The sequence below is a fragment of the Nostoc sp. genome, from assembly GCF_036917615.1.
Classification (GTDB): Bacteria; Cyanobacteriota; Cyanobacteriia; order Cyanobacteriales; family Nostocaceae; genus Nostoc.
Window position 1 is genome coordinate 50,477 of the sequence record NZ_JBALCZ010000059.1, and the last position, 19,972, is coordinate 70,448.

The 19,972-nt window shown below is 42.4% G+C and carries 16 protein-coding genes; 12 read left to right on the top strand and 4 right to left on the bottom strand.

Annotation, left to right across the window (positions count from 1 at the left end; genetic code table 11):
- Positions 1 to 405: 405 nt before the first annotated feature.
- The 4 genes from V7K85_RS20240 to V7K85_RS20255 all read left to right on the top strand — a co-directional run bounded on the left by V7K85_RS20240 (position 406) and on the right by V7K85_RS20255 (position 4,823).
- Positions 406 to 1,236, top strand: coding sequence for a phytoene/squalene synthase family protein (locus tag V7K85_RS20240; RefSeq protein WP_334815915.1), 831 nt, complete (start codon positions 406 to 408; stop codon positions 1,234 to 1,236).
- A 17-nt stretch (positions 1,237 to 1,253) separates the two neighbouring features.
- Positions 1,254 to 1,427 (top strand): hypothetical protein, encoded by a 174-nt coding sequence (locus V7K85_RS20245; RefSeq protein ID WP_334815917.1) that lies wholly within the window; start codon positions 1,254 to 1,256, stop codon positions 1,425 to 1,427.
- Positions 1,428 to 1,661: 234 nt separating this feature from the next.
- Positions 1,662 to 3,266 (top strand): serine/threonine-protein kinase, encoded by a 1,605-nt coding sequence (locus tag V7K85_RS20250; protein WP_334815918.1) that lies wholly within the window; start codon positions 1,662 to 1,664, stop codon positions 3,264 to 3,266.
- Positions 3,267 to 4,088: 822 nt separating this feature from the next.
- Positions 4,089 to 4,823, top strand: a complete 735-nt coding sequence (locus V7K85_RS20255; RefSeq protein ID WP_334815988.1) for an FHA domain-containing protein — start codon at positions 4,089 to 4,091, stop codon at positions 4,821 to 4,823.
- Between the two features lie 243 nt (positions 4,824 to 5,066).
- Here V7K85_RS20255 and recA read toward each other — a convergent pair whose 3' ends face one another.
- Positions 5,067 to 6,146, bottom strand: coding sequence for a recombinase RecA (gene recA, locus V7K85_RS20260; protein ID WP_298904194.1), 1,080 nt, complete (start codon positions 6,144 to 6,146; stop codon positions 5,067 to 5,069).
- Positions 6,147 to 6,706: 560 nt separating this feature from the next.
- On the opposite strand from recA, the gene V7K85_RS20265 reads away from it, so the two are divergent.
- On the top strand, positions 6,707 to 7,159 hold the full coding sequence (locus V7K85_RS20265; RefSeq protein WP_334815919.1) for a hypothetical protein: 453 nt from the start codon (positions 6,707 to 6,709) through the stop codon (positions 7,157 to 7,159).
- Between the two features lie 486 nt (positions 7,160 to 7,645).
- Positions 7,646 to 7,939, top strand: a complete 294-nt coding sequence (locus V7K85_RS20270) for a type II toxin-antitoxin system Phd/YefM family antitoxin (protein WP_334815920.1) — start codon at positions 7,646 to 7,648, stop codon at positions 7,937 to 7,939.
- Positions 7,940 to 7,965: 26 nt separating this feature from the next.
- Here V7K85_RS20270 and V7K85_RS20275 read toward each other — a convergent pair whose 3' ends face one another.
- Positions 7,966 to 8,394, bottom strand: a complete 429-nt coding sequence (locus V7K85_RS20275; RefSeq protein WP_334815922.1) for a type II toxin-antitoxin system VapC family toxin — start codon at positions 8,392 to 8,394, stop codon at positions 7,966 to 7,968.
- Complete coding sequence (locus V7K85_RS20280) at positions 8,387 to 8,620, bottom strand: hypothetical protein (protein ID WP_334689265.1); 234 nt, start codon at positions 8,618 to 8,620, stop codon at positions 8,387 to 8,389. Before V7K85_RS20280 ends, V7K85_RS20275 begins: the two co-directional genes overlap by 8 nt.
- Positions 8,621 to 8,920: 300 nt before the next feature.
- Between V7K85_RS20280 and xseA the strand changes: the two genes are divergently transcribed.
- Together xseA and xseB are read left to right on the top strand one after the other, a co-directional pair.
- Positions 8,921 to 10,180: an exodeoxyribonuclease VII large subunit gene (gene xseA / locus V7K85_RS20285; protein WP_334815925.1), complete on the top strand. Its 1,260-nt coding sequence runs from the start codon at positions 8,921 to 8,923 to the stop codon at positions 10,178 to 10,180.
- On the top strand, positions 10,181 to 10,414 hold the full coding sequence (gene xseB, locus V7K85_RS20290) for an exodeoxyribonuclease VII small subunit (RefSeq protein WP_334815927.1): 234 nt from the start codon (positions 10,181 to 10,183) through the stop codon (positions 10,412 to 10,414). It begins immediately after the preceding gene.
- Between the two features lie 194 nt (positions 10,415 to 10,608).
- Here xseB and V7K85_RS20295 read toward each other — a convergent pair whose 3' ends face one another.
- Positions 10,609 to 11,613 (bottom strand): chemotaxis protein CheB, encoded by a 1,005-nt coding sequence (locus V7K85_RS20295; RefSeq protein WP_334815929.1) that lies wholly within the window; start codon positions 11,611 to 11,613, stop codon positions 10,609 to 10,611.
- An 840-nt stretch (positions 11,614 to 12,453) separates the two neighbouring features.
- Here V7K85_RS20295 and V7K85_RS20300 point away from each other — a divergent pair.
- The 4 genes from V7K85_RS20300 to V7K85_RS20315 all read left to right on the top strand — a co-directional run bounded on the left by V7K85_RS20300 (position 12,454) and on the right by V7K85_RS20315 (position 19,777).
- Positions 12,454 to 13,212: a sucrose-phosphate phosphatase gene (locus tag V7K85_RS20300; protein WP_334815931.1), complete on the top strand. Its 759-nt coding sequence runs from the start codon at positions 12,454 to 12,456 to the stop codon at positions 13,210 to 13,212.
- Positions 13,212 to 13,844, top strand: coding sequence for a Holliday junction branch migration protein RuvA (gene ruvA / locus V7K85_RS20305; RefSeq protein ID WP_100899594.1), 633 nt, complete (start codon positions 13,212 to 13,214; stop codon positions 13,842 to 13,844). The genes V7K85_RS20300 and ruvA overlap by 1 nt, the downstream gene beginning before the upstream one ends.
- 109 nt (positions 13,845 to 13,953) lie before the next feature.
- Positions 13,954 to 15,120, top strand: coding sequence for an 8-amino-7-oxononanoate synthase (gene bioF, locus V7K85_RS20310; RefSeq protein ID WP_334815934.1), 1,167 nt, complete (start codon positions 13,954 to 13,956; stop codon positions 15,118 to 15,120).
- Positions 15,121 to 15,517: 397 nt separating this feature from the next.
- A complete protein-coding gene (locus V7K85_RS20315) occupies positions 15,518 to 19,777 on the top strand; it encodes a PAS domain S-box protein (RefSeq protein WP_334815936.1) in 4,260 nt (1,419 codons plus the stop codon).
- Positions 19,778 to 19,972 lie beyond the last annotated feature (195 nt).

The window sequence follows — 19,972 nt, forward strand, 5'->3', positions numbered from 1 at the left end:
GCTTTTGCTGAATTGTCTTTATATATACAACAATTACACTTTGTTAGTCAGATTAACGCAGACTTAAAACACTTTCAAATCCCAAAAATGGATGTTTGCTCAGAGAAAAATTTCGCGGTAATCAACCAAATATTACCATAATTCTTTATATCTAAACTAAAAGTTTATGAAAGCTAGATTAAACGACACCTGACGCATTTTTGCAACCAAAAACCTTTATACTAGATTAGACTTTGATAAATTTGAGAGTTTTGTTAATTGCAACACCAAAAACTATTAATTTTTAGATGAAATACTAGCGTATCTTATGGTCTATAGTTTTTAAAGTTTAGTCAAAACTATATCCAGTATCATCAAAAAACTGCAAACTTCATGTGGTGCAAAAATCAAGTGGGGAGTGAAAACATGAATTTACGTAGAGATGCATTGCAAATCCTCAAAGAAACTAGCCGAACTTTTTATATCCCAATTAGTCTTTTACCGCCAGGATTGCAAGAAGCAGTAGCATCAGCATATTTGTGTATGCGTGCCATTGATGAAATTGAAGATCATCCAGAACTAGATAACGCTACTAAAGCAAAGCTGTTAAGAACGATTAGTCTGACATTACAGGCAGGAGTTGATGGCTTCGCGGTAGATGCTTTCTTGGCAGGATTTAGTGGGTATGAGAATACCTTAGAAGAAGTCACTGTGAGGATTAGAGAATGGTCGCTGCTAGCACCAGAGACCATTGCACCTCGAATTTGGGATGCCACTGCTGCAATGGCAGACCGGATGGCTTACTGGGCAGAAAGAAACTGGAAAATTTACACAGAATCTGATTTGGATCGTTATACTTTTGGGGTTGCAGGTGCAGTGGGATTATTACTATCGGACTTATGGACTTGGTACGATGGAACGCAAACTAACCGTACCCAGGCGATTGGGTTTGGTCGGAGTTTACAAGCAGTTAATATCCTGCGTAACCATACTGAAGATTTAGGGCGGGGGGTAGACTTTTTTCCAGAGGGTTGGAGTGCAGCAAATATGCAAGAGTATGCTCGGCGCAATCTAGCCCTAGCAGAAGCTTACACCAAAGACCTTCCTACCGGTCCAGCCTTAGATTTTTGCCAAATTCCCTTAACCTTGGCTAATGGCACCCTTGATGCCCTTGCTAATGGTAAAGAGAAACTCAGCCGCAGTGATGTTTTTGCACTGATCGAACAGCTGATTAGTGTGGACATGAAAGCCAGCTAATAGTCACTTAAGGACTAATGGAGACGATTCTAAATTGCCTCCAAATTTGGGCATCCAAAATCCTACAGCGATTTTTTGTAGGATGGGCACTGCCCTCCAATACCTCTAATACCAAATTTTGGACTTTCGGTCGCACCTTTGGTGCGCTGGAAGCGCAACGCCGGATTTTGGATTCAAAGTCTCTGCCTTAAGACTGTTCCAGCAATGTCAAACAAAACTACCTATGTAGCTCAAACACTAATTGTTGCTGTAAGTATAATAAATCATCTTGCTTTGGCGAGCGCTTTACGTAATACTAGTTAAACTTTAGGAACTCTTCAAAGGATTTCCAGCAAAAATTACCTTGCAAGAGTTGATTAATATCTAAATAATTGAAAGGGAGTATAACACTCACCGTGATTATTCGTGCAGCGAGTTGACAGTGCATGAGCTACTGCTTAAATCCTACCTGTCCCAATCCAGAAAATTTGGTAAATAGCCAAAGGTGTCAGTCTTGTGGCTCGCAACTACTGTTGCGCTCGCGCTATCAGGTGATTAAACCATTAGGTCAGGGTGGCTTTGGAGCAACCTTCTTAGCCTATGATCAAGGCTTACCAGGAGAACCGAGTTGTGTAATCAAACAATTACGCCCATCAGGAACCGCCCCACACGTTTTACAGATGGCCAGAGAACTCTTTGAGCGAGAAGCTAAAACTCTAGGTAAGATTGGCAATCATCCCCAAGTACCAAGATTGTTAGACTATTTTGAAGATCATGAACAATTCTACTTAGTTCAAGAATACATCAGTGGTGATACCTTGCAGGAGGAGCTCAAACTTAACGGCATCTTGAGCGAAACTGGAGTCAAGCAATTTTTGAGCGAGATTTTGCCACTGCTGCAATACATCCATGAGCAAAAGGTGATTCACCGTGACATCAAGCCAGCCAACTTAATTCGCCGCACTCAAGATGCCAGAATGGTACTCATCGACTTTGGTGCCGTCAAAGACCAAGTTAGCCAAGTTGCGACAAATCAATCGGGACAGACAGCATTAACTGCATATGCCATTGGTACTCCTGGTTTTGCACCTCCAGAACAAATGGCTATGCGTCCAGTCTACGCCAGTGATATCTATGCACTGGGGGTGACATGCATTTATTTACTGACTAGCAAAACTCCTAAAGATTTAGATTACAATCCCAACACTGGCGAGATAATGTGGGAGCAGCTTGTACAAGTGAGTGACCACTTGAGCAATGTATTGCGGAAAATGTTAGACGTGTCTGTACGTAATCGCTATCAGTCAGCGGCAGAAGTTCTTAGAGCATTGGAAATAGAACCATACTTAGATAGTTTAGCAAAGGGTTTACTGATTAAATCTGAGAGTGGATCTAAAGAGCGAACACACAACCACCTGGAAAATTCTGCTGTTTTATGTAACAACCCTTCTGCTGCTGTTAGCAGTACAGGAGTAGCACAGGTAGCGGCAGCAATTCGTGCTAGACGAGCCAAGGCAGCGGAAGCGGCTGGATTACAGCAAGGTTCTGGGATGGCCAAATCAACGACTTTAGCTAACAGTAACAGCAATAGCTCGCAAGTTCAAAATTCTAAAGTTGGGCGTAAGTTAGATACCCAAGGTTTATTAACAGCCTATCTAAAGGGAAGACGGGATTTTGCCCTACACAATTTAAGTTTCCTGAATCTGCAAGGTGCTGACTTATCCCAAACAAATTTCCATTCCGCTCAATTGCAAAAAACCAATCTCCAGGGGGCTAATCTGCACAGTAGTGACTTTGGCAGAGCCAGTCTGACTCGAGCAAATCTCAAGGATGCTAATTTGAGCAAAGCATACTTTAATCATGCTGATTTAGAAGGGGCAGATCTGCGAGGCGCAGACCTCAGCAATGCTTGTCTCAGCAATGCTAACCTCCGAGGAGCTAATCTGTGTGGTGCTAATCTCACCAGTGCCAAAATTTCTGATGAGCAGCTAACACTAGCAAAAACAAATTGGATGACCGTCCGCCCCAATGGTAAACGAGGCTTGTTGTAAGTTGAAAGTTTAAATTTGGGAGCCACTTGCTTGTTCTGGTTGCCAGAGTTGAGCGAAGTGGCATGATTTTTAGATTGGGTGACTTAATTTGGATATTAGATTCTAGACTATCTTTACGGATGAATCCTTTTTCTTAAAACCGATTATTTAGATTAGGAAAATAGCCTTCCTGCTTTTTAAACTATCTATTATTTATATTTTTTTTAACAATTTTCAAAAATTTATTTTATAAGAAGCACACGGCTTATATTTTTTCGCTAGGAGAGCGTCTGAGTCCCCCACCAACTTTTTACGTATGGTGGGGGACTCAAACGCTCTACTTGGGGGGGCCCTGTTCTGACACTGCTTTACTGACGCCGCTCCGTGACTCAATACTTGGTACTCAATACTTGGAAAAGTTTTTTAAATTTGACAAGTGGGTAATCAGCAACCACCATAATTTTTCGATTTGGACTGCCTACGCCAATCCCCAATCCCTAATCCCCAGCAAGAGTCACTTTTACGAAAGATCCAGTTGTCTAGCAAAAATACGCAGATGCTTGGTAATTCTTAATCAAATCTTCATGGATTTTATCTGTTACAAATAACAAATAATTATTTACAATAAACAATAAAGGATCATAAGAATTTTTTAAAGAGATTTTCATGCTTTTTATGGCTAGAAACAACAGGGAATCTCGCACCTAAAAGTTGTAAAACATAACGCTTTTAAGCCACTCAAGTTTTTCGATGGCAGCGGAAAGCGAAAAATCAATTATTCCTGATTGTAGGCTGAAGCAGAAGATTCATAACCGAAATCAGGTAGTACAAGGTTTACGTATAATGGCTGACTTTGCACAAACGGAAATAGAACGGCGATTAATTTTATATCAAGTATTCCTCAAGTTGTATGAACACCACAGCAGCCTTTTAGATGAAATTCTTCACCTAGAAAACCGATCTCAACCGTCGTTGACGAGAGTCAAGGCATGTTATGTACATGGTGTAGTGGATACTACTGCTGTTTATTTGATGACTAACTTGTGCGACAATCAAACTCAAAGTTTACGACAGCCACAGCAGATCTGGACGATCGGCCGTCATCGCAGCAGTGGTATTTGCATTGCTGATAGTCATATGTCTCGTCGTCACGCTGCTATTCAACATATTGATGATCAAGGCTTCTACTTAATTGATTTCAACAGTACCAATGGCTCGTTTGTGAATGACGATCGCGCTGATCGGCCAATTAAACTCAAAGATGGCGATCGCATCCGTCTAGGTAGTATGACTTTTGATTTTTTCGTGAATTATTCGTGCCGCGTTTTGCCAACTGTAGCAATGGAGTTATTGATGCAACTTGTGCATCGAAAGAGCGATAATAAAGTAGAAATACTTACTTATTCTCGTGACAGACAAAAACCTCTACCTGAAAAAGCAGATGAGAATTTAGAGATTTTCAGAAATTCCGGACTAGTTGAGAAGTTTGAACATTGGTATGAGAACTTCAGTTCAGAACAGAAATCAGAAATTTTAGACCGCTTTTTGAGCAGACAAATACCATATAATCCCAGCTAAAAAATTGGAAATTATAGAAACTTTAAATTGCGTTAAGTATACATAATTGGTAGGGGCATAACAATGTTGTGCCCCACTTTTACCTGATTCCAACCAGAAACGCCATAAAAATGATTGCTACTAGATGAGGAGCAATCATTTCCTTAGGCTTGCTGTAACTCATCAATCCCTTGGAAAAGGTGGGTTAGCTATCTTTGTAACCCACTACACATTAAAAGTTACAGATTAATAAATCTACATTCTTTATTCTTCTGGCTCTAAATCGACTTCTTCCTCTTCCTCTCCTTCACTGGCTTTAGCTACAGAGTTAGCAGAAACAACAGCACCTTTATCTAGCTTTTCACGCACCAGTTGCTTAATTTGTTCAGCAAATTCAGGCTTTTCTTCTAGATACTTGATGGCGTTATCTCGTCCTTGGGAGATATTATCGCCGTTGTAACTATACCAAGCTCCCTTGCGGACAAGCACGCCAGTTTCTTCTGCCAAGTCTACAATACAACCCAAGGTAGAAATACCTTTGCCAAAAATAATATCGAATTCCGCTATTCTGAAGGGCGGCGCTACTTTATTTTTGGCGACTTTGACTTTAACGCGGTTACCAAATTCATCTGTACCTTTCTTCAAGGTTTGAATCCGGCGAATATCCAAGCGCACCGAAGCGTAAAATTTCAATGCGTTACCGCCAGTTGTGGTTTCTGGGCTACCGTAGGTAACACCGATTTTTTGCCGTAACTGGTTAATGAAAATTACTGTACAACCAGATTTACCAATATTGCCTGTAATCTTACGTAGGGCTTGGCTCATCAACCGCGCCTGCAAACCAACGTGAATATCACCCATATCCCCTTCAATTTCAGCACGGGGAACCAATGCTGCTACTGAGTCAATGACTACAATATCAACCGCAGCAGAGCGAACAAGCTGATCGACAATTTCCAAAGCTGATTCGCCAGTGTCAGGTTGGGAAATCAGCAAATTGTCAATATCTACACCCAATGCCGCAGCATAGGTAGGGTCAAGGGCGTGTTCAGCATCAACAAAGGCAGCAATCCCGCCATTTCTTTGCACTTCGGCGAGCGCATGTAGCGCTACTGTAGTCTTCCCGGAACTTTCCGGCCCATAAATTTCAATTACCCGCCCCTTGGGTAAACCACCACCCAATGCTAAATCTAGGGTGAGCGCCCCACTGGAAATCGTCTCCACCCGCATCCGGGTGGCATCGCCCAGGCGCATGATTGCTCCTTTACCAAAGCTGCGCTCAATTTGGTTGAGCACCATAGTCAGCGCTTTTTGCTTGCCAGAAGTATCGGTGTTGATAGCCATTCCTGCCTCTAATGCCTCTAAATATATGGTTTTAAGGAGTGTTGCTCTGGGAGTCTGAGTAGAACAGATATACTATTTTAACCAGAAAATACTGGAATAGGACTTCTCAAATCAAAAAAAGGGTGTGACAAGATCGTAACTTGATCGCTACCAGATTAGGGTAGTCTTGCACAATGATACCAACTTGCATTCAGAGATAGCTTTTTTTGGCTGGGTAAGCAAGGGATTTTCAATAAAAAATTATCTAAATATACAGTGTCAGTAGAACCGTACTCGTGAGCATTTGCGGAGGTTGGTAAATTAGGAGCGATCGCCCATCCCAATCAGCATATCATTTACAGCTACTTCATAGGGTCGGGGTAAGCTGTAGAAAGCTTCTATGGTTAATAATGAAGGAATTTTCAATGCTTTAGGTGACTGAAGGTAATACGGGGTGTAATTTGGGGGTGTGAGGGGAATGGAGTTCTATTTAAAGTTTTGTAATAGGGTTGAAATTATTGGTATTTATTCATTTTAATTTTATTAATGCAAGTATAACTCAATCAAAAAGGAAGTCTGAAATGGTTAATACTTTGACTGCTCGTCAAATTAGAAAGGCTACAAACCGTTTTGTTATTGCTACTGGTGCAATGACTGTTGCTTGCAGTAGCATTGCTTTAACTCCAGCTACTGCTGATGCCGTTATTAGTAACTATTCATGTAGTACAAGAGGTTTTACAGGCACAATTGTAATAGATCACACTCCCTCCGGAAGATATCTAGGCCCAGTAGTAAGAATCAACTATAAAATTAACAAGAGAAGCAATCGCGGCGGTAATAAAGCAAATGTTTATTATGTTGACAACGGATTCTTACCCGCAAAAAGATTCAATACCGGAGATGCAGGCATCCAAGATAATAATCAACATTACTTAGGTGGCCCCTATATAGCAGGTGGTCGAGGAATCAATGCTAGATTCGTTTTTGATAAAAGCTTCGCTCCTGATCCTAGTTGTTCAATCAGAATTCAGTAGATCACAAAGTTTTCCAGAAGTCTTACCAGTCATTTATTTGTGGTGATATTAAAGGCAATAGGTTGTTTGTGGTCAGTTATCACTGAAGACAGTTTAATTGTATTATCAGCTAATCGAGTTCAAATTGTTATTGGCTATGGGTTAAAGGTTCTACAGTCTGACAACGATTTGAAAACGATTTGACGATCAGGTGTTGGGAGCGGCGGCGGCGTTGTCGATGCTGTCACCAGTTGGGGGAGAATGTCGGGAAATAAATCTTTCCCGACATTGGGCTTAAACAGGCACACAGTAAGGATTAAAAGCGTATTACACTGGTTAGACGACATCCCCCAACAAACAGCTAACACAGAATAAAAAACTAAATCTATTTGGCTTGCTCATTGCTGAATTATTCTCTACATAAGTATTCTATTTACATAAACGAGCAACAAGTTCTGTGAAGCCAGAATTGAGATGAGAAGAGTTATCTGCTAAAATATAGTCAAAATGTCTAAAGTAGTCAAAGTTGCTATGCAGACCTACACTCTTACAGATGTTCGTAACAAACACGGTGAGGTTTTTGATAAGGCTGCTACTGAGCCAGTTTTACTAACTAAGCAATCACGGCCTAGTCATGTGATTATCTCAGCAGAGAGCTACCAAAAATTAATTAATCGGCTGGAAGAATTAGAGGATATGGTTTTCGGTCAAGCAGCTGAAGTTGCTCTGAGTCAGTCTCAAATGATTGGTGCAGAGGCTTTTACATCTGCATTGGAGCATTTAGATAATGGCGAAAATTGATGCCACTTCATCCATCACCATTGTTACTATAAACGCCAATTATCTAATCTTAGTGAGTAATCTAAATCCTGAATCCTTTGATAATGAGATAAATTACCTGTAACTAAAGTTAAATTATGATGGATAGCAATAGCAGCAATCATACAATCAGGATAACCAATTCTTTTCCCAGTTGTCTCTAAATCAGCGTAGATTTTTCCTGCTAATACTGCTTCTGTAAAATCAAAGGATAATATTTCCTGTGAAGTCAGGATAGTTAAAAATTGCTGAAGACGTTGTTCTTGCTTACGTTTGTGCCAACCTTCTACAATTTCCATTACTGTAATTACGGAAAGTGTGTATTTGTCAAATTGGTTTAAGTAACTATTGGCTTTGACAATAATACGAGGATTTGCTCGTTTAATAATTTCTGAAATAATATCTGTATCAAGTAGGGATTTTTCTACTTTATTCATCTGATCCAATATATCCTCTTTTTTCCATCGCCTCCGCAACAATTTCATCAACAATTTCTGGCACATCAGCATATAATCCCATTAATGGATCTTTTTCCTCCTGAATTTCTGCTAAACGTTCAATAACATGACTAATCAATTCTGATAAAGTTGATTGATTGACTATTGCCAGAGTTTTAGCTCGTTCAAAGGTGAGTCTATCTAGTTCAAGTTCTATCTTTTCCATGATTGTTTTAAACTCCCATATAAATCATTAGGGTTCGTTAACCTAGTGTAACGCAGCATTAATAGCGGTGCAGTCGGGCATATTTATTATAAATGCAGAGTTATTTGCTGACAATTGATATATTCGTAAATAACTTTCATATCCACATATAAAGGTTAAACAATTTCTTGGATTATTTACTGATTAATTTAAGTCTAATGTAATTTTTGGATGCTTTTAGTTTGAACAAATCAACATAATAGCTATCAATTAACGTTATTTGCTAAGATTTGATTAGGCTTTTGCTGTCACGTATCTTTGATGACTTTCGACCTTCCCGACTCTCTCATTCTCGATACAGCGCTTTCAGTATCTGGATTAACTGACTATATCCGCTTGCTATTAGAGCAAGATGAACAATTACGGCAAGTTTGGGTAACTGGCGAAGTTTCCAGCGCTAACCACCATCGCAGTGGTTTATTTTTTACGCTGCAAGATACCGATCGCACCGCCGGAATTAAGTGTGTAGTATGGAATAGCCAATTGGCAAAACTCGCCCAGATACCAGTTCCCGGTGAGCAAATAATTATTTTGGGTAGTATTCGCCTTTATCCGCAACGGGGAGAGTATCAGTTATCAGTTTGGCAGACTCTACCCGCTGGTGTGGGTTTACAAGCGCTGCGCTATCAACAACTAAAAAATCGCTTGCTGGCTGAGGGGTTGTTCGACGCGCAAAGAAAGCGATCGCTTCCAACCCACCCCCAAACGATCGCTGTCGTCACTTCACCCACTGCTGCTGCTTGGGGTGATATTCAAAAAACTCTCAAGCAAAGGTATCCAGGTTTACACGTTTTATTTTCTCCGGCTACAGTACAAGGAGAGCAAGCGCCGGAATCTATCGTCAAAGCAATTGCTCGGGTGGAAAGAGATGGTCGTGCCGAAGTGCTAATTTTATCGCGGGGTGGTGGCGCGGTTGAGGAGTTGGCTTGTTTTAATGATGAACGTGTGGTGCGATCGCTTGCTAGTTGTTCCATTCCTGTAATTACTGGCATCGGTCATCAACGCGATGAATCTTTGGCAGATTTAATCGCAGATGTCTGTGTGCATACACCAACTGCGGCGGCGGAAATGGTTGTGCCAGCACTTTCAGAGTTGTATACTGAGCATCGGCAGCGAGTTGTAACTTTGCATGAGGCGGTGGATGACTTTAGAGAAAATGCTCTTAATAAACTGCAAGTATTACGGAATCGTTTACGACGTTTGCGCTTAGATCGACAAGTGCAACAAGAAGTGGAAAAGCTAGCTTGGAAGCGTCAGCATTTGGTGCAAATTACGACGGTGCGATCGCAGCAAGCAACGCAGCATCTAGAGTTGTTGCGGCAAAAGTTGGTTAGTCTTGACCCGAAAGCGGTGTTGCAGCGTGGTTATGCGGTGGTGAGGCGGGAAGATGGGGCGATCGCGCGTTCTACAACTGAGTTGGCTGTGGGAGATGATTTGTTGATTCAGTTGGGGCAAGGTGGGGTTAAAGTGAAAGTTATGGAATTAACGAACCGCCAAGACGCCAAGGACGCCAAGAGTTGAATGGTTAAACGTAAGAGTGCTTCTAGTTCTGACTCTATGGAAGGTTGGAATTATGAGGCAAAGGTTATTGAAATAGAGGGAATCATCGCTCGGATTGAAGCGGGTGAGTTGGAATTGGAGGCGGTGTTTGAGCAATTTGCAAGTGCTGTGGAGTATTTGCGTCAGTGCGAAAGTTTTTTGCAGCAGCGACAGCAACAGGTAGATTTATTGATTGAAACTTTGAGCGATGAGTAGAAGTTAGAACCTGCTGATGTAAGTCTATAAAATGGAGCCGCACCTGCGCCCGTCGTAGACATCGCGTCTTTTACACCCTTAGCCCCTAGTTTGGTCAATCAACACTATACATCTGGTGAAAATTAATTATGCGTTCACTCAAACCCTTGTAGAGACGCGAAATTTCGCGTCTCTACATTCTTTTCTGGAGATGTCTACTTGTGTTTAGCATCATCCTTCAAAAGTACTTCTCGAATAATGGCAGAGTGCTGCTTGGCAGCGTGCGCCTCGTGTTTCAATCTTTGTGCTGCCAATGGTTGGTTGCGATCCTCCATCCTTAAAGCCATGCGATGTGATAAAGAAGCTTTCTCTTCCAATGCCCTAAAAGCGATCCATAATGCATCCTCCAGCTTATCGGACTGCGTTGCCAGCAAAGTTTCTGCTGAATAAGCATGACCCGTGCGGCACCGAAAGCGTAACAAATTTCCCTCTTGGAGTTCCCAGAGGATACCACCGCAGTCAGGACAGCCAAAGGTTGATGGTTTACCGGGTCGGTCGCCTTCGTTTTCTACTGCTTCCAAATTAAATTGCGCTATTTCAGTTTCAAACTCAATCTTGCTAGATACCGGTTTTTCTGGTTCTATTTCCATTGGCGTGTTAACTAAAGCTACTAAAATAGAAGGAATATCTGAAAGTGGCAGGATATGATCAATATCCTCTACGTTCTTGATCGCATTACGTGGCATATCAGGATACAAAGCATTGTCGGGATTTTGGACAATTGCCACACCGCCCCGTATTTTTACAGCCATTAGTCCCGCCGTGCCGTCGTCAAGCAGACCTGTTAGTAGCACAGCAATTACTCGCTGCCCATAAGTTCGCGCTGCACTGCGAAACAATGGATCGATAGCAGGACGACAACGGTTTTCTTTTGCTGCCCGCGTCAAATGCAAATATCCAGGTTGTACCAGTAAGTGGTAGTCAGGCAAAGCGACATAAATCCGACCATGAACAATAGCTTCCCCCTCCTGGGCGTGAGACACTGGCAAGTTGCCAGCGCAACTCAATATCTTTGGCAGAACACTCGTGCCGTGACTGGATACATGAATAACTATAATCACAGCAGCATTCAGATCAGGCGGCAAATGCTTGACTAGATAAGTCAGCGCCTCAACTCCACCTGCTGATGTTCCAACAACGATAATATTCTGTTCAAGCATTAATGTAATAATTTCACCAACATAGCAGTCTGGGTAACAAAAGCAGATTTATTCTAGTATTGAGACTAACGCAGCCTAAAAATTTGCTCACCTAGCTTTGAGAGGATTTATTCTTCCTTGAGGAATAGGACTTTAGACAAATAGCACTAAATACAGCATTTCCTAAATTCGTAGCGAATTAAAGAAAGGCAATACCTTACAATGCCAATGCGTTAGCCGCATTGTTAATGCATCCCAATACAATGCTAATGCGTTGGCTGCATTATTAATGCGTCAATATGCAATGCCAATGCATCCCAATACAATGTTAATGCGTCGGCCGCATTGTTAATGCGTTCCCTTACAATACTAATGCATCCCAATGCAATGTTAATGCGTTCCCCTGCATTAAAAACGCTACGCTTTTACGCAAAACTGTACTATATTTTTGTACCCTGCCTTAGAGTATGTTTGAAAAGTATTTTGCTGTGATTTTAAGCACTTATTGATCCCCCCTAACCCACGCCAGTCGCTCCACTTGGGGAGACCCCTGTTCCCGCGCTGGCTCCCCTTAAAAAGGGGGGAAGCGGAATCAAAGTCCCCCAATTTATCGGGGGATTTAGGAGGATCTAAAACGTTTTGCTACCGACAAAAAGACTTTTCAAACATCCTCTTAAGCAAGCTACAGCCTTGGTCTTCAAGAGAAGCGGCAAGAAGTGCAATTTCGCATCTCTACAAGGATTTTAAAATCACGCAAAATTATTTTCATCCCGCGATTATGCAACACCTATTTTCTTTAAATGAGATAAGTGCAAAAAGGACATAAACTTTTTGATGGTAAAGCTGACAAAAGAGGTGGTTATGGTTAAATTTCTTTTTGTAACAGACTTGGATGATACCCTTGTGTATCGCACTGTGGGCGATGACAGCGCCTTAGCAGAACTGAACCAACTGCTGAAGAAACATCGCCAAGAATACGGTACGAAAATCGTTTATGCTACTGGGCGATCGCCTGTACTTTACAAAGAACTCCAAGCTCAAAAAAATCTTTTGCAACCGGATGCCCTCGTCCTTTCTGTGGGTACAGAAATTTACCTTGATGGTACTGATACTCCAGACTCAGGTTGGTCAGAAACCCTTTCTCCGGGATGGGAACTGGAAACTGTATTATCTATTACTAAAAAATATCCTGAGTTAGTTCAGCAACCAGATTCAGAACAGCGTCCCTTCAAAGTGAGTTTTTTCTTACAACAAGAACCATCTGTCAGAGTCATACCACAACTTGAGGCGGAGTTGCAGAAAAATAAATTAAATGTAAAGTTAATCTACAGTAGCGGAATAGACCTTGACATTGTACCCCATAGCAGCGATAAAGGTCAGGCAATGCAGTTTTTACGCAAAAAGTGGAAATTTGCAGCAGAACAAACAGTTGTCTGTGGTGATTCAGGTAATGATATTGCTTTATTTGCTGTAGGCAACGAACGGGGAATCATTGTGGGGAATGCCCGAAAAGAGTTACTCCAATGGCACAATGAGTATCCCGCTGACTACCGCTACCTGGCAAAAGGTTTTTGTGCAGGTGGAATTATCGAAGGATTAAAATATTTTGGTTTTTTGTAATGATTAGTTATCTAAAAGGTATAGTCGCTGGTATCCAAACAATTGGCGCTAATCGTGTAATTCTGACTCTGGAAGTGAATGGCTTGGGGTATGATTTGCAAGTTCCTCAACGCCTAGCAAACCAGTTACCAGAGTCGGGAGGAGTGACGCAAATTTTTACCCATTTCCAAATTCGTGAAGAAGTGCCCTTTTTATATGGCTTTGCTTCGCCATCCGAACGCGATTTATTTCGCCACTTGCTGACTGTCACCGGTATTGGTGCAGCCTTAGCGATCGCACTCTTGGACACTCTAGAACTACCAGATTTAGTCCAAGCAATTATCGCTGGTAATACACAAATCTTAATTCAGGCCCCAGGTGTCGGTAAGAAAATCGCCGAACGTATCTGTTTGGAACTGAAAAGCAAATTAGTCGAATGGCGCAAATCAGCCGGATTCTTCGTCGCCACAGGTGGGCCAGCACCGGGAATTCTCGAAGAGGTGCAAATGACCCTCTTCGCCTTGGGATATACTGCCCATGAGGTCAGTCACGCTCTGCATGTAGTCAGTGAAGATATCGGACTACCCAAAGATGCCTATGTCGAAGATTGGATTAAACAAGCGATCGCTCATCTCAGCAGCGAACAAGTTTAATAGTCATTAGTCATTAGTCATTAGTCATTAGTCATTAGAAAAACAACTGACATACTCCACTCCTAACTCCTAACTCCTAACTCCTAACTCCTAACTCCCCACTCCCCACATGCCCACTGACCCTTATGCTTGGCTAGAACAGTCCTTAGCAACAATTCATCGGGCAGACTGGTATCGCTCAGTACAAACAATCCACGGTCGTCCGGGTGCAACGGTGATTTTAGCTGGGCAAGAGGTAATTAATTTTGCCAGTAATGACTATTTGGGGCTTGCGGAAGATCAGCGGTTGAAGGCAGCGGCAATTGCTGCGATCGCTGAATTGGGGACTGGTAGTACTGGTTCGAGATTACTCAGCGGGCATCGAGAATTACACAGGGATTTAGAGGAGGCGATCGCATTTACCAAACAAACAGAAGATGCCTTGGTATTTAGTTCCGGGTATCTAGCCAATTTGGGTGCAATTACTGCCCTCGTTGGCAAGCGTGATTTAATTTTTTCTGACCAATACAATCATTCCAGTCTGAAAAATGGGGCGATTCTCAGCGGTGCAACAGTTGTGGAATATCCGCACTGTGATGTTGCAGTACTAAAAACTCAGTTGAGTCAACAGCGACAAAACTACCGACGCTGTTTGATTCTTACTGATACTGTCTTCAGTATGGATGGTGATTTATGTCCGTTGCCCGCACTGTTGGATCTCGCTAATGAATTTAACTGTATGCTGCTAGTTGATGAAGCTCATGCCACTGGGGTACTAGGAAAAACTGGCGCTGGCTGTGTCGAACATTTTGGGTGTACAGGAAAGCAATTAATTCAAGTTGGTACTTTGAGTAAAGCTTTGGGTAGTTTAGGCGGGTATGTGGCAGGAAGTAGCGCCTTAATTGACTTTTTGCGGAACCGCGCACCCACTTGGATTTACACCACTGGGCTTTCACCTGCTGATACAGCCGCGGCCTTAGCAGCAATCAAGATAGTCCAACAAGAACCGCAACGCCGTGCCCAATTGTGGCAAAATGTACATTACTTGAAAAATTTACTGCAACAACAGTTACCTAATTTAAAATTACTGCCTTCGGAATCACCTATATTCTGTTTTCAATTGCCTAGTGCTACAGATGCCCTCAAAGCTGGAAAACAGCTAAGAGATGCTGGGATTTTTGCCCCAGCAATTCGTCCCCCCACAGTGCCCACAAGTCGGATCAGAATATCTTTAATGGCAACTCATCAAGCAGCACATATTGAAAAATTGGTAGCAGTGCTGAAGGATATCTGTTAACTCGTGAGGTTCTAAGGAAGTAGGCAAGAATAAATCAAACTATATTACCTGATGTAAAATTAATTAAATTGGCTCTTAGTAAAGGCTTCAGCCCTTACTATAAACCTTTAATTATTCATGCCCATTTACTTATAGCAATCCTAAACAACATCTCTAACTTATTTGATAAGTCCGGAATCTGTGGCTTTCAATTTTGACAAATCAAACAGGATTGCTACATATAAAATTAACGATAATTTTCTACTTATATACTATATTTTTGAGAAATTGGCTTCTAACAAAAGAGGTTTTTAAAACTATATAAAAATCTATCTGTGGATAAGTTACTAAAATTTGCGAACTAGCATAGGGTATGTACAGCCTTTGCAATAAGTATTGGTTGTTCCAAAACATTTTCATGCCCCATATTCATTCTTCCCAGTTACTGCGTTATGGCATCACTGTATTAATTGTTGCACTTACTTTAGTGCTGATGTTGATGCTAGACCCTTGGTTAAGCATGAGTGGAACTCCTTTCCTGCTGTTTTTTAGCGCTGTAATTTTGAGTGGTTGGTATGGTGGTTTGAAGTCAGGGCTGTTAGCAACTTTCTTGTCTGCGTTACTAAGTGATTACTTCTTTCTCCCCCCAGCTTATGATCTGAGTTTTGACTTATCCAATTTCGTGCCAATTGGGTTGTTTGGATTACAAGGATTGCTTTTTAGTATCTTATGTGAGGCATTAAAGACTGCTAAAAGACGGGCTGATGGAAATCTCCAAAAGCTAAGAGTTAGTGAGGAGCGATTTCAATTAGCGTTAAGTAGTTTAGATATCCTGGTCTTTCAGCAAGATCGCGATTTGCGATATCAGTGGATTCATAATCCTCAAGGTCTAGATACTGCTGAGGAAATGTTAGGTAAGTCGGATGATGAATTATTTCCAGCTTTAGTAGCAGAGCAATTGAGGGCAATTAAGCTGAAGGTATTAGAGACTGGTGTTTCAACCCGTCAAGAGGTTGATCTGAGAATTTGTGGAGAAGACAGCTACTACGATTTGCTGGTTAAACCGCTAAGGGATGTAGACAATAGCATTCAGGGTATTACCTGTGCAGCTGTGAATATTACAGAGCGTAAGCAGGCTGAGGAAAGACTTCGCTATATTGCCCAAATTAGTAGTGTACTCTCTACTTCTCTAGATTATGAAGAAACTTTAGAACAAATCGCCAAAATCTCAGTTCCCCAGCTAGCTGATTGGTGTAGCGTTGAGATTTTGAATGAAGATGGTTTGATTCGCCGCCTACCCATTGCTCATGCAGACCCATCGAAAGCGGAGTGGGCGCGTAAACTTCAGCAGTATATACCAGATCCCAAGGGTGCGAATGCCATCGCTAAAGTACTGCAAACTGGGCAACCAGAATTAATCCCGGAGGTATCTGACTCCTTTTTAGTGGCGACTACTGATAATGAAGAACACTTAAACATTGTTCGGCAATTAGGGATTAAGTCTGTGATCATTCTGCCGTTAGTAGCACGAGGGCGAGTCCTCGGCTGCATTAAGTTTGTCATTGCTCAATCAGACCATCGCTACGATCGCTCTGACCTAACTTTAGCAACAGATATTACCCATCGTGCAGCCTTAGCAGTGGAAAATGCCCGACTTTATCGAGACATCCACCAGGCTTTAGTTCATTATGCCGAATCTCTATCTCTTCTAGATGCGCTCTTAGGAGCTGCTCCCGTTGCAGTATGCTTTTTGGATCGGGAACTACGATATCTCCGAATTAATCAAGTTTTCGCTGAGATTAACGGTTTGACCATAGAAGAACATCTAGGACGCAAATTTGGGGAAGTGTTGCCAAACATGGCGGCTGAGTTGGAGCCACTGTTACAGCACGTGTTGGATAGTGGAGAACCTCTGCTGAATGTAGAAATTAGCGGTGAGACAAGGGGGCAACCTAGAAGGTACGGCTACTGGCTGGGCAATTATTACCCGGTAAACAACACAATCGGTGAAACGGTAGGAATTGGAATTATCCTGGCAGATGTAACAGCAGCAAAGCAAACAGAAGTTGCCTTGCGGGAAAGCGAAGAAAGGTTCCGGGCAATGTTCAACCAGGCAGCTGTGGGCATTAGTCTCATAGCATTGGATGGACGATTTCTGCAAATTAATCCTGCTGTGTGCGAAATTACTGGGTATAGCCATGAAGAGTTAATTCAAATGAACTTTCAGGAAATTACCCACCCTGACGACTTAGAAGTTGATTACGAGAATGCTCGGCGAGTTTTGGCAAAAGAAATTAGTGGTTATTCCTTAGAGAAGCGCTACATCCGCAAAGATGGTTCTATAGTTTGGATAAACCTAACTTCATCAGCAGTTTGGGATACTAACGGACAACCAAAGTATGCATTAGGCATTATTAAAGATATTAGTGAACGCAAACAAGTTGAAGCCACACAAAACTTTTTAGTCGAAGCCAGCATCTTACTGGCTGCCTCATTGGATTATGAAATCACCTTGAAAAGTGTGGCTAATCTAGCAGTACCGACGCTAGCTGACTGGTGTATTGTAGATGTTTTCCAGGAAGATTGGTCAAGTATACAAATTGCGATCGCAATTGCCGACGCCGCGAAACGAAATACTTTAGAAGAATTACAACGACATTATCCAGCGAAAAGCGGAGCAAAACGGCTTGTGTGGCAGCTACGGCTAGGAATATCTGTCTTTTATCCGGAATTTTCCGACTCTCATCTGATACAGATGGCTCAAGACGAGCAACATCTGCAATTGCTGCGAAACTTGGGTATTCGTTCTCTAATGGTGATTCCAGTTCGTTCCCGTGGGCAATTATTCGGAGCAATCTCTTTTTTTACAGCCGAGTCAGGTCGGCGCTACAAACAAACAGACTTAGCTTTAGCAGAAGATATTGCCCGTCGGGCAGCGACAGCCATCGACAACGCCAGACTCTACCAGGAAACTCAACAGGCAAAACAGGCAGCTGAACGGTCTGTCAATCGTACGGTACTTTTACAAAGAATAACTGCTGCCCTCTCGGAAGCGCTAACTCCCCAACAGGTGGCTGATGTAGTGGTAAACCAAGGGATTGCCGCTTTGGAAGCCACTGCTGGTTCTGTTGTCTTACTTACGCAGGGAGATACTACCCTGAAAGTTGTACAAGCAAATGGCTATCCGCAATCACTCATAGATGCCTGGACAAATTTTCCGATCGCTGCACCTAACCAAATAGCGGAAGCAGTCAGAACTAGGCAGCCGATTTTTTTAGAAAATTCAGCAGCCATGATTGCTAAATATCCGAATTTAGCAAATGCTGTGGCTCTTACAGGGAATAATGCCTGGGCTGCCATTCCCTTGATAGCAGAGGGCAAAGTAATTGGGGCACTGGGATTAAGCTTTGCGACTGTACAAATATTTAACGAAGAAGACCGGGGATTTTTATTGACAGTGGGACAGCAATGTGCTCAAGCGATCGCTCGCGCTCAACTTTACGAAGCCGAAAAGAATGCAAGGGCACAAGCCGAGACAGCCAACCGCATTAAGGATGAATTCCTCGCTGTCCTTTCCCATGAACTGAGAACTCCCCTGAATCCGATTTTAGGGTGGGCAAAGTTACTCAGAACCCGCAAGTTCGACGAAGCTGCTAGAATCCGTGCTCTGGAAATAATTGAACGCAATGCCCAGTTACAAACCCAACTTATTGGAGATTTACTTGATGTTTCGCGGATTTTACAAGGTAAAGTCAACCTAAATCTTTACACAGTGGATTTGAGAGTGCCGATCGCAGCTGCACTAGAAACGGTGCGTTTAGCAGCAGAAGCTAAGTCAATTCAAATCCAAACGGTGCTGAGTGATGATATCGGCAAGGTTCTAGGCGATGGCGATCGCTTGCAACAAGTGATGTGGAATCTCCTCTCCAATGCCGTTAAATTCACACCCACAGAAGGACGAGTAGAAGTGCGTTTAGAGAAAGTTGGGTTAGATGCCCAAATCCAGGTGATTGATACAGGTAAGGGAATCATCCTGGAATTTTTGCCTTACGTATTTGACTACTTCCGACAAGCAGATGCCAAGACAACCAGGATATTTGGGGGACTGGGATTGGGACTGGCAATTGTGCGTCATCTAGTAGAACTTCACGGTGGTACAATTCAGGCAGAGAGTTTGGGAGAAGGACAAGGGGCTACCTTTACAGTCAGGCTACCTTTGCTGAAAAATTCTGAGTTACGAGTTGAGAGTGCTGAAGCTTCTCAACCAGAACTCAGTACTGAGGACACATTACTTGCTGGAGTGCAAATCCTGCTTGTGGACGATCAAGCTGATGTGCGAGAGTTTTTTAGCTTTGCGCTAGAACAATATGGCGCAACTGTAACGGCAGTTGAATCAGCAGCTGAAGCATTGGAAACACTAGCCCAATCAAAACCAGATATCCTGTTAAGCGATATTGGAATGCCCTTGATGGATGGCTATATGTTGCTGCGCGAGGTGAGAAAATTACCGCCAGAGCAAGGCGGACAAATTCCAGCGATCGCTTTGACTGCTTATGCTGGAGAAATTAACTACAACCAAGCAATGGCCGCAGGATTTCAAAAACACCTACCTAAACCCGTCGATCCAGTGGATTTAGCTACAGCGATCATCAATCTCGTCGGGCACAATCAACCTTGAAGGAGACAAGGAGACACGGGGAAAGGTTTACTGTAATTTCTCCCCAAGTCCCCCCATCCTCTTCAACAGTCCCCTTGTTTCCAATTCTCACACTCACCTTGTCCTGTTGTGATCAACCAATTTTGGATAATGGAAAAGCCGATTTTAGATTGACCCCGACCATAAGGGTACGGGGCAAGATGATTTGAAATTTTG

What these genes read in the sequence shown, in the direction of transcription:
- V7K85_RS20270 (WP_334815920.1), top strand. Translation starts at nt 7,646, where the DNA reads ATGTCTAAAGTAGTCAAAGTTGCTATGCAGACCTACACTCTTACAGAT.
- V7K85_RS20300 (WP_334815931.1), top strand. Translation starts at nt 12,454, where the DNA reads ATGGTTAAATTTCTTTTTGTAACAGACTTGGATGATACCCTTGTGTAT.
- bioF (WP_334815934.1), top strand. Translation starts at nt 13,954, where the DNA reads ATGCCCACTGACCCTTATGCTTGGCTAGAACAGTCCTTAGCAACAATT.
- V7K85_RS20250 (WP_334815918.1), top strand. Translation starts at nt 1,662, where the DNA reads ATGAGCTACTGCTTAAATCCTACCTGTCCCAATCCAGAAAATTTGGTA.
- V7K85_RS20255 (WP_334815988.1), top strand. Translation starts at nt 4,089, where the DNA reads ATGGCTGACTTTGCACAAACGGAAATAGAACGGCGATTAATTTTATAT.
- V7K85_RS20265 (WP_334815919.1), top strand. Translation starts at nt 6,707, where the DNA reads ATGGTTAATACTTTGACTGCTCGTCAAATTAGAAAGGCTACAAACCGT.
- ruvA (WP_100899594.1), top strand. Translation starts at nt 13,212, where the DNA reads ATGATTAGTTATCTAAAAGGTATAGTCGCTGGTATCCAAACAATTGGC.
- V7K85_RS20245 (WP_334815917.1), top strand. Translation starts at nt 1,254, where the DNA reads ATGGAGACGATTCTAAATTGCCTCCAAATTTGGGCATCCAAAATCCTA.
- recA (WP_298904194.1), bottom strand. Translation starts at nt 6,146, where the DNA reads ATGGCTATCAACACCGATACTTCTGGCAAGCAAAAAGCGCTGACTATG.
- V7K85_RS20315 (WP_334815936.1), top strand. Translation starts at nt 15,518, where the DNA reads ATGCCCCATATTCATTCTTCCCAGTTACTGCGTTATGGCATCACTGTA.
- V7K85_RS20295 (WP_334815929.1), bottom strand. Translation starts at nt 11,613, where the DNA reads ATGCTTGAACAGAATATTATCGTTGTTGGAACATCAGCAGGTGGAGTT.
- V7K85_RS20275 (WP_334815922.1), bottom strand. Translation starts at nt 8,394, where the DNA reads ATGAATAAAGTAGAAAAATCCCTACTTGATACAGATATTATTTCAGAA.
- xseA (WP_334815925.1), top strand. Translation starts at nt 8,921, where the DNA reads ATGACTTTCGACCTTCCCGACTCTCTCATTCTCGATACAGCGCTTTCA.
- V7K85_RS20240 (WP_334815915.1), top strand. Translation starts at nt 406, where the DNA reads ATGAATTTACGTAGAGATGCATTGCAAATCCTCAAAGAAACTAGCCGA.
- V7K85_RS20280 (WP_334689265.1), bottom strand. Translation starts at nt 8,620, where the DNA reads ATGGAAAAGATAGAACTTGAACTAGATAGACTCACCTTTGAACGAGCT.
- xseB (WP_334815927.1), top strand. Translation starts at nt 10,181, where the DNA reads ATGGTTAAACGTAAGAGTGCTTCTAGTTCTGACTCTATGGAAGGTTGG.